Here is a 16,949-nt window from a genome sequence, read left to right on the forward strand (position 1 = left end):
TTCCTTGTTTTGATGTCGGTTTGATTGGAGCTGGAATAAAAAAAGCCCTCCGGAAAGGGCTTCTTTCTACAATATGCGGATGTTCGTGGCTTGCGGGCCTTTGGCGCCTTGCCCTACGTCGAAACTTACGCGCTGGTTTTCCACCAGTGCCGACGCGCCATTACCCTCGATTTCCGAACTGTGGGCGAACAAATCCTTGCCGCCAGACTCCGGCATGATGAAGCCGTAGCCCTTGTCCGAGTTGAACCACTTTACGATGCCTGTTTCCATGGACTTTCCTTGATATTGAAGAGATGCCCCCTTCTAGCGGGATATCAAGGAAAGGACTTTGAACGATATGGCGCCAAAGCGCAGAAGGAACAGAATCGCGGTACTTGAATCTTGGAACCACTCTGATCGACAGCGACCTTGCTGTCAAGACATAAATTGGCAGCAAAGGTCTTTTTGGTTACCGCGTATACGGTCTCGCTGCGGCCCTGCTTAATGGCGGTGCGCCCAAGAGACACCTTCATCCGACGCGTAACGCTAGGCGGCTGCGGTCGCTGAAAACAGGAACGAAGCGCATGATCCGGTCCGTACTGGCCGCCCCTTTGCCAGCGCGGATGAACACCGAAGCCGTATAGCCCCCGTCGGTATTCGGGGATGTCATCGGCGAGACGACAAAACGCCCCACCGATTGCTTTTGATTTTGATCGCTGCTCTGCACTATGGGTCCTGGAGCTGGTTTAGGCAGCGTCGACTCGATCGAAGATGCGGGTCTGCGTAGTCATGAAAAACACCTTTGAACGAAATGGGCCGGCGGATAACGTCCGCATGGACTTGCGTCCATAAGAAAGAAACACTCAAGAACATCAACGGGAGAGTCGGACAAGCAGGCCCGCTTGATTTCCCACATCGACGTATCTGCGGATCGCGCAAGGCGGTTGATCGGCGAAACTGCTGGCTTTCACGCAGGCCAGGGTTGGCAAAGGCATTGCCGTCGCAGCCCGGCCGGACGACCTGCATGCTTTGATTGCAGACGGAGCGGCCGAACTGCAACTGGCATTCCCGGGCAATCCGTTGATCCGTCGCGCGTCGGGAACCGGCCAATGCCACGCCGATGCCGATTGACTGACCCAGTTGCTGGAGAATCTGACGGCAAATGCCGTCGCCTACGGCACCTGTGACGTCCCCATCCTGGTCCACACTGCGATCACTACGGCTTCATTCAGTATCTCCGTGCGAAATGAAGGCAGTCCCATACCCGAGGCACTGTTCGCGAAAATATTCCAGCCGATGCCCTCCGGGGCGAAGACCTCGACAAGGGCGCGCAGCGTGGGCCTGGGTCTTTTCATCGTCCAGCACCCATGGCGTAGCGTCGAAGTGCGTAATGTTTCCGAGCGATGACGATCCCGCCTCGGCGGACTGATCACGAGCGCGGCCAGCGGGTTTTTTGTTGCAATTTCCGGGTAGGGATCGGCCGCCAGGAAGCGTAGCCTTGCTAGTCTAACAATCACCAGCGGCAGAACGAACCATGCAGCGTGTCATTACCGAAAACCAGATCCCCACCGGGGATTTCAGGCAAGTCAAATACGTGGGCGCCATCAAGGACGGCCTGGACGACGGCAATAGCACACCCGTTTGGAGCATGGAGCCAGACTCGCCCTACGTGCATCAATTTAGTGCCAAACCCATCGAAAACTGGACAGAGGTGATGATCGACGTCGCAGATCCGGCCTCACCGGACACCCTGTCCAGGCTGAAGCGGGCCGTCGAAGCACGGCTGGTGCAGCAGCTCGGCTGATCGTTTCAGCGAGTGCAGGCGCCTCACTGGCCAGGCGGGCTCGGACGTTCGCGACGAGGTTGCCCACCTCCGCGATGATCTCGCGCAGTTGTTTCAGCGAGCACGCAATTCCCCACACCCATACGCAAAATCGTTGTCCTCGGCCAGCGAGATTCGCGGCGCGCCGGTCGGATCGGCGGGGTCGATTCTCTTCGGCATGGATGCCTAGTGGGATACCGTGCAGAGGTGAGCCCATCGAGGTGTGACAGAAAGTTCGACAGGGCGCCCCCGAGGACACTGGCTAATCCGCAGCGACCCGAGAGTGTGCAGGTGCTACCTGTCGCGAAGCATTCGACCATATCGAAATCGGGTTCCACGCCACGTACGACCGTTCCGAGGTTGTCGAGATGCGCTCCGAACTGGGCTACCGGGTTCTCAAGACGAATAACGCGCAAGAAGCCCTGATCGTCATCGAAAGCGATGCTCACGTCGATTTACTGTTCACTGACGTGGTGATGCCAGGCTCGTTATGTAGTCCGGGTCTCGCACGAAGGGCGCGCCAACGATTGCCCAATATCGCCGTGTTATTCACCCCGGGGGACTGCAAAATGCGATCGTTCACGGTGGGCGGCTAGACGCAGTGGCGGACCTGTTAAGCAAGCCCCTACTCTCGTGAACACCTTGCCTATAAGATACGTCAGGTATTGACAAATCAAAGTAAGCGCCTGCCGAACACACCCTTGACAACGCGGCCTATGTGGCCGACGTTCATCGATGCGGCAGCAGCTCATCGATCTGATGGTTCTTCTGCGTCGGCAGCCACGTGAGCACGTCCTTCAGATAGGCATACGGATCGTGCCCATTCAGTCGCGCCGACTGAATCAGGCTCATGATGGCGGCCGCGCGCTGCCCGCCACGCAGCGAGCCCGCGAACAGCCAGTTCGAGCGTCCGATCGCCCAGGGGCGGATCTGGTTCTCGACCCAGTTGTTGTCGATCGGTGCGTCGCCGTCGTCAAGATATCGTGCCAACGCCTCCCAACGCTTGAGGCTGTAATCGATAGCACGCGCCGTGCCAGAGCCATCCGGGACCCGCTGGCGCTGCGCGATCAGCCACCGATGCAAGGTCTCGGCGATCGGCTTGGCGCGTTCTTGCCGTATCTGCCGCCGGTCATCGGCAGGCAGCCCGGCCACGTCCCGCTCCACGCCGTACAGCGCGCCGAAAAACTCCAGCGCCTGTGCGGCGATCTGGCTCTGGTTGCTGGCGTGCAGATCATGGAACTTGCGCCGGGCGTGCGCCATGCAGCCCAGCTCCGTGATGCCGGCGGCGAACCCGGCCTTGTAGCCGACATAGTCATCGGTCACCAGCTTGCCGCGCCAGTCCTCGAGGAACGTTCGGCAGTGCTCGCCCGCGCGGCTGGGCGCGAAGTCATAGAGCACCGCTCGCAGGCTGTCGTAAGAGGTCGGGGTGTACGCCCACAGGTACGCCCTATGCGTCTTGCCCGCACCGGGCTTGAGCATCTGCACCGGCGTCTCGTCGGCATGCAGCACGGTTCTTCCCAGCACCTCGGCCTTCAGGGCATCGACCAGCGGCTGCAACCGCAGCCCGCACACGCCCAACCACTCGCCTAGCGTTGAGCGCGGCAGCGCCAGGCCAGCCCGTCCAAAGATACTTTCTTGGCGGTATAGCGGCAGATGATCGGCGAACTTCGCCACCAGCACCTGCGCCAGCGGGCCCGCCGTCGGGATGCCCTTGTCGATGACCTGCGTGGGCACGGGTGCCTGTGTGAGCGTCTCGCAGTGATCACACACCCACTTGCCCCGGATGACCACCGGACAGCGGTGGCCAACACGCAGAGAACTCGCTCGCCGCGGTTTGGCGAAGCTGATCGGGGTGACGCACCGTTCGTATCGTCAGAATGGCCTGGCATCGTGCCAGGCCAGCGGCAATCGCCGCTTATATCAGCCCTCGTTCGGCCAATGACACCACGTCGGAGCCGGCGACAATCAAATGGTCAAGGATACGCATATCCACAAAAGCCAGGGCATCACGGATGCAGTGCATCACGCTGATGTCTGCTTTGCTCGGCTCGCTGGCCGCATGGCTCCCCCCCGCGTCTTGAATGAACAAAGCCGGTTCGGCTTGGGGGTTGGGATAATTAAAAGCGAGCGCATGCTGCACGAGATTCTCCGGTATCGGGCGGGATTGCCCGGTACCAAGGGACACGGCGCAGCGCAGCGCTCAAGTGTCGAAGACGGCCCATGGCCGCAAGCGGCGCAGGCGAAGCCGGCGCCGCGCCGCACTTGAACTCGAGAACGCCGTGCCACACTGACCGGGAATGCAAAACCGCCCACACCGTATGGCTTGGCACGGTTAGATTCGAGCGCGGTAAGTCGCTCAGCCACATGGCGCCGTGTTCAGAAAACGGGGCGTCGTGATGATCGCGTGGAAAATCTGGGTACTGTTTCTTGGCTACAGCGTGCCGATGGTCATTAGCCCAGGCCCAGGCAATACCTTGCTGGCCACCGCAGGCGGACGCCACGGCGTGGCCGGCGCGCTCTCGTTCTGGATCGGGTTCGAGGCGGCCAACCTGCTGTTGTGCGCGGTTTATGGGCTGGGGCTGGGACGAATCCTGCACGGCATCCCGGCGCTGGAATCCCTCCTGAAATGTGCCGGGATTGCATACCTGCTGTATCTGGCCTGGGGGTTCTTCCGCTCCGCCGCGACATCAGGTCCAGCCGCCGAGGCAGTTGCGCAGCGCCTGCGGGCGCGCGACGGATTCTTGTCGGTCCTGCTCAATCCGAAGATTCATTCGATGATCCTGGTCATGTTCGCGCAATTCCTTGACCCCGGCGCCAGCCTGCTTGGTCAAGCCCTACAGCTCACGGCCGGCTTCCTGGCGGTCTGCGTGGTGTGTCATTTTCCGTGGATCTACGGCGGCCAACTGGTACTCCGGCGTTTCCAGTCGGCGCGCGCCACGCGCATCCAAGGTGTGCTGTTCGGCTTGTGCATGTTGCTCGTCGCGGGCTATGTAGCCCAAGCATGAAAATATGCAGACAGCACGCAGGCTGCGGACGCGCAGGAAAGGGAAGCACGCGCCTGGATGACGTCTTGGCGACGACCGTATTTCTGGGTGTCGAGCATAATCCGAACAAGGATGGCCAACCGGGTACGCTGTTTCAGACCGTGGCGCGCCCGCTGGGCGAAACCCGCTCTCTCGGCCGCTACGTGACCTGGGACGAAGCAGTGGCCGGCCACGAGGACATCGCGGGCCGCATCCGCGCGGCCATGCAACAAGACCAGCTCGGCGCCGCCGCAGCCTGGGAGGCCGTCGCGCAGCGCGACGGCCTGGCGTTTTGATGGCAGATAGTCCGGCAAGGACGTGCGCGCCCAGCCTGAAAAACGCCGTCCATCGGACGGCGCCCGAGCCGCGTCAATCCGACGCCGGCGCGACCATCGCTTGCAAATGATCGAGCACGCCCGGTTCGACAAAGACGCAAGGCTGCTTGTCCGCGATAGGCACGTTGAACACCCTGCCGAACACCTCGCGCCGCAGATGGGCCAGCTTGCCCGTGCGATACGCCTGCTCGGGTCTCAGGTTGCCCGAGGGTGAACCGCTGCGCTGCGGGTCGCATTCGACTAGGGCGACGTAACCCTCCTTGAACAGCCGCTCGTGCTCGGGGCACAGCCCCCAGCCAGTCGTCGTATGGTGTTCCAGGCTCGCGCGCAGGCGCTTGTCGAGCAGGATGGCGCCAGTGTCGAATCTGACGCCGCACACCAGGCATACGTGCTGTTCGAGCGAGACGTGGGATTTGTCGTGCATGACCTTCTCCGGTTGCTGGGCGGAATTGCCCGACTCCGAAGGGGCACGGCGCAGCGCACACCGTCACAGGGTCGAAGACGGCCGCCAGGCCGCAAGCGCCAGCGGCGCGCCGCCCTTGACGGGGAGCACGCCGTGACACACTGACCGGGAAAGCAAGGCCGCCTACACCGACCAACAGCAAATAGTGGCGGTGGTGAGCAAGCGCAGCGCGCAGGCGTCAGCGATACGCAAGGCGGCGCTGCCGTCCCGTTAGGGATGAGTGGATAGCGAACCTGGAGAATCGCGGCCCGGCCACAGCCGGGAGGCGCTCGCCTTGCAGGAAGGACGTTGCCCGATGAAAAAACTGTCTATGCAGCGCGCGGAGCAGGCTCAGGCCACTCCTCGTACAGATCGAACAATTCACGGACCCGCAATCCTGGATGCTCCACCAAGCGCGTCCCCTCCACCGCCGCATGAGGAAAGCGCAATGCGCTGGCGCTGACGGGGCGAGCTGCCCAGGGGTTGAGGTAAAGCAGATGGGATTCGCGCGCGACGAAATGCCAGGGATCAAAGCGCCGGAAAAGCCAGACCCCGCTAAGATGTGTGCATTGAGGGCCGCGCGGACCGTTCCATACGCCATTCCGTATACGAACTGGGCGCACCTCTCCCTGTTCAGGATCGCGCGGTATCCAGTATTGAACATCCCCAAAAAGGGCATCGCGTTCTTGGGAGCTATCTGCGAATTCTTCTTCGACATTGATCGCTACCACGAACGGCAAGTCGAGAGCACCATATCGTGAAGCCTTACCCTTGGCGGCGTCTTTGACGGCTTCCACGATATTGACTGTTCGCACGCCTAGGCTCCATGCGCCGATGGTGCGTCTGCCTGCTTCGGCGGGCTTTGCGCGAGGGATGGCGCGAAACCTGATGATCCATCCATCGTGCTCATACTGATGTTCTTCCCAGTGGCGTTCCCCTCGAATTTGTTTTTCAACATCTTGGGGGACCAGCGACTCCAACCACTTGCGGAGCTGGCGTCGCAGCTTTCTGCGTGGGACGGGCGTAGGAGGATTTCCCTCGACCTGCACATTCAGAAGAAAGTGCGGCGAGTGCAGGTCGTCGATCGCGTGAAGCACCTCTTTCTTTCGCTGTTCGGCCGCGAGTTCAGCCGCGCTGAAAGCGCCGGCTATTGTTGCCTCCAAGTAAAAGGCATCGCCCGAATCGGTCCGAACCCGGAAGTCAGGGCGCTTGCTGTTGCCGCCCGGTATGTCCGGATGCACATCTATCGTCCATCTTAGACGCGCTAGGACCGTATATAGGAACAGCTCGAAGCTCGCCGACGCGAACTGCTGATCGGAGTTCCGTAGGCGCTGGATCAACTCGGTACGATGCGCAGATGGATAGTCCACCAGCCACAATTCCAGCAACTCGCGTCCCGCGGCTGCTTCCGGGCGTCCGGACACGTTCAGGCAGTCGAAATCACCTTCATCGTGCCGCTTGCCGTCCGATCTCGTGCGCTCAATATCCTGGTCGAAAAGCATGATGGCCTCCAACTGTCGCGTTCTTCATTAGTGTGACCAAGGAAGCGCGGCCCACCCCGTAGTGGCGGAGCCAACCGTGGAACCCCTATTCCGTCCTATGCACGAACTCGATTTCGCCGGTATCGTAGTCCTTCAAAATAGCGTCCACCGTTTGCACGGCATCTATTATGAGTTCCTGTTTGTCGAGTGTTTCGACCCAAAAGTGGATCTTTACCCCGATCACTTGAACAAGCTCCAGACCAGTGCCCAAGTCGATACTCAGGTAATGCTCGTCAAGTTTCACCGGCTTTTCGTAGGGGCCGCCATCTGAATATTCAAGTACGTTTAGCTGTCGAGGCAACCACCATCGAAGCTCCTCAGTATTGGGTTCGCCGTTCTTATCCAGAAATTGCGTACTGGGTGATGCCGCAACCAGTTGAGGGTTTCGCTTTGCTGCCGCTTGCAAGCGTTGTTCTTGTTCGTCAGAGTTGGGACGAAGAAACAAATCGCATCTAATCGGCCGTTCTTCTGTAGAGACGGGAACACGCGGCGTTATGTTGATGTGAATCCTCTTGATGCGATCCTTCCAATCCTCGTCGACAGGCGGACGCAAGAGTTTCAGCGCAATGCCATAGAACTTACAGAAAGCCGTGACACCTGACTGGTAGCCAGTTCGCGTCACCATGATGCCGGCACAGTTGCCAACATCATGCGCCACGGCGAAGAAGTTGCGCGCTTTTTCCAACGTCAGGCTGGAGGTGTAGTTCTTACATTCAATCAAGACGCGATGTGTGACACCGGCTTGTTTGAACTCCGGGGCGGCTTCGACCAACATGGCGCGCCGGGCCATCGCGGAGATCCAGCACACGCTAGACGAAGTGCTAACGCAGCAGCGCATCCTCAAACCGTCTGCGTGGCAACGCGCGCGCAGTGTGGCGGGGCGCATCCTAATGCGCCCAGTTCTTTGGCTGGTCGGCATCGTCGCAGCAGCAGCAGCAGCAGTAGCCTTGCTAACCGATTGGTTCAAGGGGCTGCTAGGCAGCCTCCACTTCTAGTCGAATTGACGGCGATCCGCGAACACCCTACACTATTGGACAGGTAGATGATTGGGGCTCGCAAGGGCGTCTACTCGCCTCCTGCCTCGGCAGGGTCCGGCCGTGCCGGTATCGAAGCGCACCCACGATACACGAAGCCCCGCACATGCGGGGCTTCATCACATGGCGGCTAGGTAGCCGTCCTGCTATGCAGCGGCCGGAAATAGCCTTTGATGCAGTCCGTGTTGCGCACGCAGAGCTGGATGTGGTTTTCGCTGAGAAAGCCTGCGGCCGGGTAGACTGGCTCCCCTTCCAGAAAGGGACCACGGATCGAATCGTAAGCCGGTTCTTCGCGCGACTCTCGATATGTATGCAGGGTGTTCATCACCGCGCAATCCAGCCCTCGGCCAGCCTTGTCGGGCGTGGCACCAACATTCCTGGCCAGCTCGGTTCCTGCGGCAGTGGAAAGTTGCACATACAGCCGGTGGGCTTCCTTGACCTGCGCCAAGCCATCATGATCGAACAGATCGAGGCAATGCCGTAGGTCGATGATCGCGCCCAAGACAAAAGGCGTCTTGATCTTCCCTTCTTTCTTGCGCTGGGTCGCCCAGGCCATCGCGCGGCTCGGATTGCCTTCCCAGAAGTAGATGCCGTGTCCCAGCCAGTCCCATTTCTGGACGGAAGGCTGGAGATGGCCGCCGCCGCGCAGAATTTTCTCGCCGATGTTTTTATCGCAGCCGTGGAAGCCGAGTACGAAGCTAGGCTGGTACTCGTAGGCGGACCAAGCAGCGGGCATCAAGCAGCACGGAAGGGCTTAGCCAGTTTGCCCGTCGGGGTGACGATGCCTGCGCGTTGCAGGAAAGACAGCGCCGAGGCTTTGGAACTGCTCTGTTCCCGGCCAAATGCACGCATGTCGGCAACCCGCTCTTGGGTGGTCATGATGCGCACGACCTTAGCCGGCTGGGACGCTTTCTTCGTCACAGTGGATGCAGGTTTTTTCGCGGCTTTAGCAGTCATGACGTGATTCCTCATTGACACTTTTAAATAGTATCACGTAGGAACACTTCAACCCTATTTGGGGCTAGGCGGCCGCTCATCATCGCCCTGCTACGACCTACCTAGCGAATCCCAACTGGTACCCTAACTGGTACCCTGAGAGCGGGGAAATCGCCTAATCCAATCTCGGAAAAACGACCTAAGTTATTGATTTTATTGGTCGGGACGGAGTGATTCGAACACTCGACCCTCTGCTCCCAAAGCAGATGCGCTACCAGGCTGCGCTACGCCCCGAAGGTTGGCAAATATACCAGATGCCGGCGCCGCGAGTTATCCACAGCCGGGAGGAAACTTCGCGCGCAAGGTGCACGCGGCCGGGCCGGTGGACGCGCCTTGCGCCCGCGCCGGCCGTATTTCCCTCCGTCACTCCTTCACCAACTCCACCCGGCGGTTCTGGCCGCGCCCCTGCTCGTCGTCATTGCTGGCGACCGGCGCCAGCGACGCCACGCCATAGGCCTCCAGGCGCTTGCCGTCGATGTGGTATTCGCCGGTCAGCGCCTTGACCACGGCGTCGGCGCGCTGCTGCGACAGGGTCTTGTTGTGCGCCAGCGTGCCCTGGTTGTCGGTGTGGCCGACCACATAGACCTTCAGCGCGGGATTGTCCTTCAGCAGCTTGCCCATCTGGTCCAGGGCGGCCTTGGACTCGCTCTTGATCTCGGCCTTGTCGGTGTCGAAATAGACCCCGTAGATGGCGACCTTGCCGGATAGCTCCAGGGCCTTGCGCATGGCGTCGGCGTCGAGCACCTTCACCTGCCCCTGCTGCATGGACTTGGTCTCGACCACCTGCTGGTAGACCGCCGTGAAATGGTTGGAATCGTCATGCATGATGTCCAGGAAGACGTAGACGTCGCCCGGCGCCGCGGCCTTCTTGGCCAGGACGGCGTAATAGTTGCCGCCGAACACGGCGTCGCCCGTGCCGCTGATGCGCACCTTGTCGCTGTTCAGGACATAGCGCTGGAAATCTTGGCCGCACTGTTCGTCGTTCTTGCAGGTGAACACCGTCTCGAACCCGCCGTCCTTCAGCGCGGCCTGGTAGTTGCGATACACCTCCAGGGGGGACTTGGCGCCGTCCAGGCGATAGCCGATGCGCGTCACCTTCCCTTCCAGTTCCAGGACCTGGACGTGCTTGTCGTCGGCGATGGCCTGGTTGGGCATCTGCGCCTCGTCGTAGTCCTGCACGCTGTAGGCATTGATCTGCGCCCCGGCGAAGCGCGTCAGCATGGGATGGTCCTTGGAACCCTTGATGTCCGCCGCCCGTCCCGGCTGCGCGACCGCCAGCATCAGCGCGCCGGCCACGGCCAGCGCCCACACCCTTGTCCTTGCCTGCATAACGTCATGCTCCTTGTCGATTCGGCGCCGCGGCCGCCGGACGAGGACGTCCGGTTCCGGCCCGGCCGGCGGCCATTATGCCGAAACCAGGGACAAGGTTTTATGCCGACGATGTCAAAGTTGTCTCACGACGTAGCAGCCCGAAGCCGCCGCCGTCAGTCGATCAGCTTGCCGTTCTCATGGAACGGATGCGGGCCGTCGAAGCGGCCGATGGGCGCGAGGTGGCTGACCAGGTGCCCGGCCGGGTCCAGGGCGTGGACGCGAAAGGCCGGCGGCTCCAATATCCACGCCGACGCCGCGTCGGGTTGCAAATCGAGGCAGACCTGATGCGCCGGCGAGGGACAGACGCTGGCGATGGTGCCGCCGAAGCGGCGCTCGATGGGCCGGTGGACGTGGCCGCAGATGATGCGTTCGACGTGGGCATGCCGCGCGACGATACGTTCCAGCGCCTCCGCCCCCGCGAGCAGGCCGATCTTGTCCATATGCCCGATCAAGGTCGCGAAGGGCGGATGGTGCATCGCGATGACGGCCGGCCGGCCCGCGCAGCGCGCCAGTTCCTCGTCCAGCCAACGCAACTGCCCGTCGTCCAGCTCGCCGTGGCTTTTCCCGGGCACGCTGGTGTCCAGGGCCAGCAGGCGCAGCCCGCCGATATCGACCGCGTAGCGGATGGGCCCGTCCACGCCCAGGTAATCGTGGCGCGGAAAGGCCTGGCGCAGTCCCGCGCGCGTGTCGTGGTTGCCCGGGATCAGGTAGACCGGCACGGTCAGCGGCGCGATCAACGCCGCCAGGTGCGCGTACTCCTCGGCGCGGCCGAAGTCGCTCAGGTCGCCGGTCATCACCACCGCTTGCGGCGCCTGGGGCAAGGCGCCGATGGCCGCGACCGCGGCGCGCAGATAAGGCGCGGTATCCAGCCGGCCATAGGCCAGGCGGCCGGGCTCGCGGATGTGCGTATCGGTGATCTGCACGAATATCGTCGTGGGCGCGGGATTCGCGCCCGGGAGCGCCCGCGCGACGCTCGCGCCGGGGTCCGTCGTCATGCCGCCGCTCATGCTCACAGCCTCCCCGCCTCGATGTCCTCGAGCTTCGCGCCGCGCGTTTCCGGCGCCAGCCATACTGTCACCGCCAGGCCCAGGAAGCCGATCAGCGCGAAGAACCACAGCGCCGCCGCGTTGCCCCACCAGGCGATGAAATTCGGGAACACCAGCACGCCCAGGATGGATCCGATGCGGCTTACCGCGGTGGCCAGGCCCGTCGCGCCGGCGCGGATGTCCGTGGGAAACAGTTCGGTCGGATAGACGAAATTCAAGATCCCGCCGCCGGCATTGGCGAACAGCACCGCGCAACTGAACAACACGACCAGGAACACGAATCCGGGGTGGGCGTTCAAGGCCAGCACGATCAGCGCCACCGTCAGGCCGCTGAAAGACGTGATCAACAGCGGCCGGCGGCCCCAGTGATCGACCAGTTGCATGCCGATGAAGGCGCCGATCAAGCCCAGCAGGGCCACGATGCCCGACCCCACGATGGTCGCGGCGTGCGAACCGCGCGCGAAGGGCGCGATCAGCGTGGGCGTGTACATGGCGATGCCGTAATAGGCGGTCGCGTAGCAGAACCAGAAGCCGAACACGAAAATGGTGCGCCGCTTCAGGGCGGGGGCGAACAACTGCTTCAGCCCGACCGATTCCCCTTGCGGATTGGCCATGACCACGTCCTGCCCCGTGACCTGACGCATGATGGCCTGCGCCTCGTCCACCCGCCCTCTCGACATCAGCCAACGGGGCGACTCCGGCAGCGTGATACGAAAGAAGAACACGATGAGCGCGAACACCGCGCCGACCAGGAACATGACGCGCCAGGCGTTCTCTCCCAAGGGCAGGCAGGCCAGGCCGACCAGATAGGCCGCGAAGGCGCCGACGAACCACATCGCCGCGAGGAAGGTGCCGTGCCGGCCACGATGATGGCGGGAGCTGAATTCGGCGACCAGCGTGGCGGAAATCGGATAATCGGCGCCGATGCCCACGCCCAGCAGGAAACGGAACGCGATCAGTTGCCAGGCGCTCTGCGCGGCGGCCGTGGCCGCGGCGAAGACCACGAAGGCCAGCAGGTCGATCACGTACATGGCCTTGCGCCCGAAGCGGTCGGTCAGCCGGCCCAGCCAGGCCGCGCCGATGAAGGAACCGATGATGGCCGAGGAAACGAGCAGGCTCTGGGTGCCGCCGTCCAGGCCCCACTGCTTGATCAACATGGGCAGGGCGACCGCGATGATGGTCAGGTCGAAACCGTCCAGGAATGTCCCCCCGGCGGATAGCAGCGTCACCTTGCGCTGAAAACGTTTTACTTCCGGGGCGTCGAAACCTTCGAAACTCATGCTACTTCTCCTTTGCCGGCTTGCTCCACCATTGCGGGGTCGGGGTCTATCACCCCGGATCTGCCGTTTCGCACAAGGCGGAGAGTATCAAAAGGCGGGGAATCGCGGGGGCCCCGCAAAAAACGCGCCCCCAGGCGGAAGGAAGCATTTCCGTCCAGGGGGCGCGTTTTTTTACAACAACTGTCCCGATGCGGCGGGACCCGGCGCGGGGAGCGGCCGCTAAGGCGCCGCGTCTTCCGGCGCCTTCGGGTCGATGCGCATGATCAGCTCCACCCGGCGGTTCGCCGCGCGGCCGGCCGCCGTATCGTTGGTTTCCAGCGGCTTGGTGTCCGCGTAGCCGATGGCGCGCAGGCGCTTGGGGTCGACGTCATCCCGCACCAGCTCGCGCAGCACGGAGGTGGCGCGGCTGGTGGACAGGTCCCAGTTCGACGCGAACTGGCGCGTCAGGATGGGAATGTTGTCGCTGTGCCCTTCCACGGAAACCGGATACTTGCTGCGGTTGATCACGTCGGCCAGCTTCTTGATCAAGGGCACGCCTTCCGGGCTCAGGGTCGCCTGGCCCGAGGTGAACAGCAGTTCGTTGCTGATGCGGAAACTGACCGACTGGCGGTTGATGGTCACGTTGACCGACTTGCCCAGGTCCTTCAGCCCCAGTTCTTCCGCGGTGGGCATCTTCACCGGCTCGGCCTTGGCGGGCTCCAGCGGATCGGCCGGCGCGGTCGTGGGCGGGACGGGCGGCGCGGGATCGGGCAGCGTCGCCCATGCGGCCGGAATCACCGGCAGGTTCTTCTCCCATTCCTCGACGGGCGGCGCCGGCAGCTTGGCCAGGCTGACGCCGGCGGCCACTTCGGGCGGCTTGACGGCCATGCCCGGCCCCAGCCGCGTCAGGGCCAGCATGACGACGAACAGCGCCAGCAGCAGCGTGATGAGATCCAGGTAGGTCATCAGCCAGTTGTCAGGCTCCCGGTCCAGCGTCTCCGGCACGTGCCACCGCTCATAGCGATTGCGGCGCACGGTCTTGGAGCGTTCACGCTGCCGGCGTTCGACTTCCGCCTTGTTGCGGGCGGCAATGTCGATCCAGGACGCCCGGGTATGGGTAGTAGCCATGAGACGTGCGGGCCCCGTCTGACTCAGGAGCGCGACGAAGCGCGATTGCGCAGCGCGGCATCGAAGGTGGCGGCGGCGCTCGCGGGCATGGCCGCGCCGGTGCGCGCTGCGCCGGCGGAAGAAGCAGCGCCACGCGGCGCGGTCCCCGCCGCGGAGACGGAGGGCGCCGCGCGCGTGCCCGTGGCGTTCTTGCCGGCACGGCTCGCCGGCTGCTCGCGGATTTCATCCTCGACGTGCTGCATGAAGGAATTCAGCGTCTCGCGCACCATCGCCGGACCGCGGCGCTCGCACATCATGGAAATGCCTTGCAGCACCATGTTCATCAATATCAGGCGCTGCTCGGTGCGGCGCTCCAGCTTGATGGCGATGGGCTTGCAGACCAGGTTGGCCAGCAGGATGCCGTAGAACGTGGCGATCAGCGCGATGCCCATCTGCTTGCCGATGACGTCCATGCCCTGCGAACCCAGCACGGTCATCAGGTTGACCAGCCCGATCAGCGTGGCCAGCATGCCGAAGGCCGGCGCGAAGCTGGCCATGGTGCGGAACATCTGCGCCTCGGCCTGCTCGCGCGCCCGCATGCGGGCGATGCGCCATTGCAGCAGTTCGACGATCTGTTCTTCCGGCGTGTTGTCGATGATCAACTGGACGCCGGTGCGCAGGAAGGGGTTGCTGACCTTCTGCAGTTCGCGTTCGACGTTGTGCACGTCGGCGCCGGCCCAGCTATGGGCGAGGGTCACCAGCTCGTCGATGTCGCGCTGCGAATCGACGTTCTCGTTGCGGAAGACCGTGCGCAGCAACTGGGGAATGCGGCGGATCTCGCTGATCGGATAACCGATGAACAGCGCGGCGATGGTGCCGCCCAGCACGATGCCCAGGCCGGGCAGGTTGATGAAGGCGACGGCGCTGGGCGCCGAGCCGAAAATCGCGGCAGCCAGCATTGCGAGCGCAACACCGATGCCGATCAGGGTCGAGGAATTCATGAATACGGGCCGTTAAAGAGGCGGCCGGACCAGGCCTCCGGGCCTGCCGGGTCGCGCGTGGAACACGGGACCCGGTCATTCTATTCACCCTGCCCGCCCGCCAAAGGCCGCAAAAAAGGCAGGAAAACCCCGGACACTTGGCGCTTCGATGCTTTATTGGGCCAAAATGTGGTCATTCATCCACAATTGGCCCGAACATCTACGTCCCCATTTTTACGAAAATAAAAAAGGCCGGCGCAATCGCAGCGCCGGCCTTTGTACAGAAGCCAGGGCGCCAGCTTGCCGGGCGCCCTATCCCGTGCCTTCAGCCGAAGCGGCCGGTGATGTAGTCTTCCGTTTCCTTGCGCTTGGGCTTGACGAAGATCTGGTCGGTTTCGCCGAATTCCATCAGTTCGCCCAGGTACATATAGGCCGTGTAGTCCGAGCAACGCGCCGCCTGCTGCATGTTGTGCGTCACGATGACCACGGTGTACTCGTTCTTCAGTTCGGCGATCAGCTCTTCGACCTTGGCGGTGGAAATGGGATCCAGCGCCGAGCACGGTTCGTCCAGCAGCAGGACTTCCGGCCTGATCGCCACGCCGCGCGCGATGCAAAGACGCTGCTGCTGGCCGCCCGACAGGCTGCTGCCGCTCTGGTGGATCTTGTCCTTGACCTCGTTCCACAGCGCCGCCTTGCTCAGCGCCCATTCCACCCGCTCGTCCATCTCGCCCTTGCTGAGCTTTTCGAACAGGCGCACGCCGAAGGCGATGTTATCGTAGATGCTCATGGGGAACGGCGTCGGCTTCTGGAACACCATGCCGACCTTGGCGCGGATCAGCGAGATGTCCGTCTTGGTGGTCAGCAGGTTCTCGCCGTCGATGAGGATTTCGCCTTCGGCGCGCTGGCCCGGATACAGCTCGAACATGCGGTTGAAGGTGCGCAGCAGCGTCGACTTGCCGCAGCCCGAGGGGCCGATGAAGGCGGTGACCTTCTTCTCGCGGATCGACATATTCACGTTGCGGATCGCGTGGAACTTGCCGTAGTAGAAATTCAGGTTCTTCACCTCGATCTTCGAGGCCAGGGTAGCGTTCTTTTCCATTTCGTTTCCCGATGGCCGCGCCCCGGGCGCGGCCGTGTGAGTTCAGTACGGGCGATCAGTGCTTGCGGAACATGTTGCGCGCGATGATGTTGATGGCCAGCACCACCAGCGTGATCAGCGTCGCCCCGGCCCAGGCCAGGTTGTTCCATTCCTTGAACGGACTGGCGGCGTATTGGTAGATCACCACCGGCAGGTTGGACATCGGCGCATTCATGTTCAGCGACATGAACTGGTTGGACAGCGCCGTGAACAGCAGCGGCGCGGTTTCGCCGGAGATCCGGGCGATGGCCAGCAGCACGCCGGTCATGATGCCCGAGCGGGCCGCGCGGTAGCAGATCATGGTGACCATGCGCCACTTGGGGCAGCCCAGCGCGGCCGTCGCCTCGCGCAACCCGTTGGGCACCAGCAGCAGCATGTTGTCGGTGGTGCGCACGACCACCGGCACCACCAGGATGGCCAGCGCGACCGAACCGGCCCAACCCGAATAATGGCCGGCCTGCGCCACGTACACCGCGTAGATGAACAAACCGATGATGATGGACGGGGCCGACAGCAGCACGTCGTTGAGGAAGCGCGTGGCCGGCGCCAGCCAGCCGCGCTGGCCGTATTCGGCCAGGTAGGTGCCGGCCAGCACGCCGACGGGGGTGCCGATCAGCGTGCCCACGCCCACCATCAGCAAGCTGCCGGTGATGGCGTTCATCAGGCCGCCCGCCTGTCCCGGCGGCGGCGTGATCTGCGTGAACAAGGTGTAGGACAAGGCGCTGCCGCCCTTGGCGAGCAGGGTGACGATGATCCAGAACAGCCAGAACAAGCCGAACACCAGCGCCGCCATGGACAAGGTCAGCATGACCTTGTTCACCAGGTTGCGGCGTCGGTAGATCGGATTCTGCATATTGAGTACGGAGGTAGCCATGA

Annotated in this window: 18 protein-coding genes, 1 tRNA gene and 2 pseudogenes; 5 read left to right on the forward strand and 16 right to left on the reverse strand. The window is 62.7% G+C overall.

Going from position 1 to position 16,949, the window contains the following annotated elements; translation table 11 throughout:
* Window positions 1-66: 66 nt before the first annotated feature.
* Entirely contained in the window at window positions 67-270 is a 204-nt protein-coding gene (locus tag CAL29_RS22780; protein WP_094855254.1) for a cold-shock protein, read from the reverse strand.
* Window positions 271-1,119: 849 nt separating this feature from the next.
* Here CAL29_RS22780 and CAL29_RS32305 point away from each other — a divergent pair.
* The 3 genes and pseudogenes from CAL29_RS32305 to CAL29_RS31370 all read left to right on the forward strand — a co-directional run.
* On the forward strand, window positions 1,120-1,386 hold the full coding sequence (locus CAL29_RS32305; RefSeq protein WP_179284145.1) for an ATP-binding protein: 267 nt from the start codon (window positions 1,120-1,122) through the stop codon (window positions 1,384-1,386).
* A gap of 127 nt (window positions 1,387-1,513) precedes the next feature.
* The gene (locus tag CAL29_RS22790; RefSeq protein ID WP_094855256.1) at window positions 1,514-1,783 is read left to right on the forward strand and encodes a hypothetical protein; all 270 of its coding nucleotides are present in this window, start codon (window positions 1,514-1,516) and stop codon (window positions 1,781-1,783) included.
* A gap of 368 nt (window positions 1,784-2,151) precedes the next feature.
* Window positions 2,152-2,478 (forward strand): annotated as a pseudogene (locus CAL29_RS31370) (hybrid sensor histidine kinase/response regulator); the annotation flags it as partial.
* A 52-nt stretch (window positions 2,479-2,530) separates the two neighbouring features.
* On the opposite strand, the pseudogene tnpC reads toward CAL29_RS31370, so the two are convergent.
* Window positions 2,531-3,586, reverse strand: a pseudogene (tnpC, locus tag CAL29_RS22795) (IS66 family transposase); the annotation flags it as partial.
* 130 nt (window positions 3,587-3,716) lie between these two features.
* Window positions 3,717-3,941, reverse strand: a complete 225-nt coding sequence (locus CAL29_RS31880) for a JAB domain-containing protein (RefSeq protein ID WP_218831886.1) — start codon at window positions 3,939-3,941, stop codon at window positions 3,717-3,719.
* A gap of 256 nt (window positions 3,942-4,197) precedes the next feature.
* Here CAL29_RS31880 and CAL29_RS22805 point away from each other — a divergent pair, with 256 nt between their 5' ends.
* Both CAL29_RS22805 and CAL29_RS22810 read left to right on the forward strand, forming a co-directional pair.
* Window positions 4,198-4,806 carry a LysE family translocator gene (locus tag CAL29_RS22805; protein ID WP_094855257.1) on the forward strand — a complete coding sequence of 203 codons (609 nt, stop codon included), beginning with the start codon at window positions 4,198-4,200 and terminating at the stop codon, window positions 4,804-4,806.
* 65 nt (window positions 4,807-4,871) lie between these two features.
* Window positions 4,872-5,120 carry a hypothetical protein gene (locus CAL29_RS22810; RefSeq protein WP_094855258.1) on the forward strand — a complete coding sequence of 83 codons (249 nt, stop codon included), beginning with the start codon at window positions 4,872-4,874 and terminating at the stop codon, window positions 5,118-5,120.
* A gap of 73 nt (window positions 5,121-5,193) precedes the next feature.
* Here the strand turns inward: CAL29_RS22810 and CAL29_RS22815 are convergent, their stop codons facing one another.
* From CAL29_RS22815 to pstA, 13 genes are all read right to left on the reverse strand, one after another.
* Entirely contained in the window at window positions 5,194-5,583 is a 390-nt protein-coding gene (locus tag CAL29_RS22815) for an ATPase (RefSeq protein WP_094855259.1), read from the reverse strand.
* Between the two features lie 347 nt (window positions 5,584-5,930).
* Window positions 5,931-7,103: a hypothetical protein gene (locus CAL29_RS31375; RefSeq protein ID WP_143277725.1), complete on the reverse strand. Its 1,173-nt coding sequence runs from the start codon at window positions 7,101-7,103 to the stop codon at window positions 5,931-5,933.
* Between the two features lie 85 nt (window positions 7,104-7,188).
* Complete coding sequence (locus CAL29_RS31380) at window positions 7,189-7,917, reverse strand: hypothetical protein (protein WP_143277726.1); 729 nt, start codon at window positions 7,915-7,917, stop codon at window positions 7,189-7,191.
* Window positions 7,918-8,306: 389 nt separating this feature from the next.
* Window positions 8,307-8,912 carry a hypothetical protein gene (locus tag CAL29_RS22840; RefSeq protein ID WP_094855264.1) on the reverse strand — a complete coding sequence of 202 codons (606 nt, stop codon included), beginning with the start codon at window positions 8,910-8,912 and terminating at the stop codon, window positions 8,307-8,309.
* The gene (locus CAL29_RS22845; protein ID WP_094855265.1) at window positions 8,912-9,133 is read right to left on the reverse strand and encodes a hypothetical protein; all 222 of its coding nucleotides are present in this window, start codon (window positions 9,131-9,133) and stop codon (window positions 8,912-8,914) included. The genes CAL29_RS22840 and CAL29_RS22845 overlap by 1 nt, the downstream gene beginning before the upstream one ends.
* Window positions 9,134-9,329: 196 nt before the next feature.
* Window positions 9,330-9,406, reverse strand: a tRNA-Pro gene (locus CAL29_RS22850).
* Between the two features lie 129 nt (window positions 9,407-9,535).
* On the reverse strand, window positions 9,536-10,501 hold the full coding sequence (locus CAL29_RS22855) for an OmpA family protein (protein WP_094855266.1): 966 nt from the start codon (window positions 10,499-10,501) through the stop codon (window positions 9,536-9,538).
* A 155-nt stretch (window positions 10,502-10,656) separates the two neighbouring features.
* The gene (locus CAL29_RS22860) at window positions 10,657-11,538 is read right to left on the reverse strand and encodes a phosphodiesterase (RefSeq protein ID WP_094856846.1); all 882 of its coding nucleotides are present in this window, start codon (window positions 11,536-11,538) and stop codon (window positions 10,657-10,659) included.
* Window positions 11,539-11,552: 14 nt separating this feature from the next.
* Complete coding sequence (locus CAL29_RS22865; protein ID WP_094855267.1) at window positions 11,553-12,869, reverse strand: MFS transporter; 1,317 nt, start codon at window positions 12,867-12,869, stop codon at window positions 11,553-11,555.
* 219 nt (window positions 12,870-13,088) lie between these two features.
* Window positions 13,089-13,976, reverse strand: a complete 888-nt coding sequence (locus tag CAL29_RS22870) for an OmpA/MotB family protein (RefSeq protein WP_094855268.1) — start codon at window positions 13,974-13,976, stop codon at window positions 13,089-13,091.
* Between the two features lie 23 nt (window positions 13,977-13,999).
* On the reverse strand, window positions 14,000-14,956 hold the full coding sequence (locus CAL29_RS22875; RefSeq protein WP_094855269.1) for a motility protein A: 957 nt from the start codon (window positions 14,954-14,956) through the stop codon (window positions 14,000-14,002).
* Between the two features lie 304 nt (window positions 14,957-15,260).
* Window positions 15,261-16,034 (reverse strand): phosphate ABC transporter ATP-binding protein PstB, encoded by a 774-nt coding sequence (pstB, locus tag CAL29_RS22880; protein WP_094855270.1) that lies wholly within the window; start codon window positions 16,032-16,034, stop codon window positions 15,261-15,263.
* A 55-nt stretch (window positions 16,035-16,089) separates the two neighbouring features.
* On the reverse strand, window positions 16,090-16,947 hold the full coding sequence (pstA, locus tag CAL29_RS22885; protein ID WP_094855271.1) for a phosphate ABC transporter permease PstA: 858 nt from the start codon (window positions 16,945-16,947) through the stop codon (window positions 16,090-16,092).
* Window positions 16,948-16,949 lie beyond the last annotated feature (2 nt).

The organism is Bordetella genomosp. 10 (genome assembly GCF_002261225.1).
GTDB lineage: Bacteria > Pseudomonadota > Gammaproteobacteria > Burkholderiales > Burkholderiaceae_B > Bordetella_C.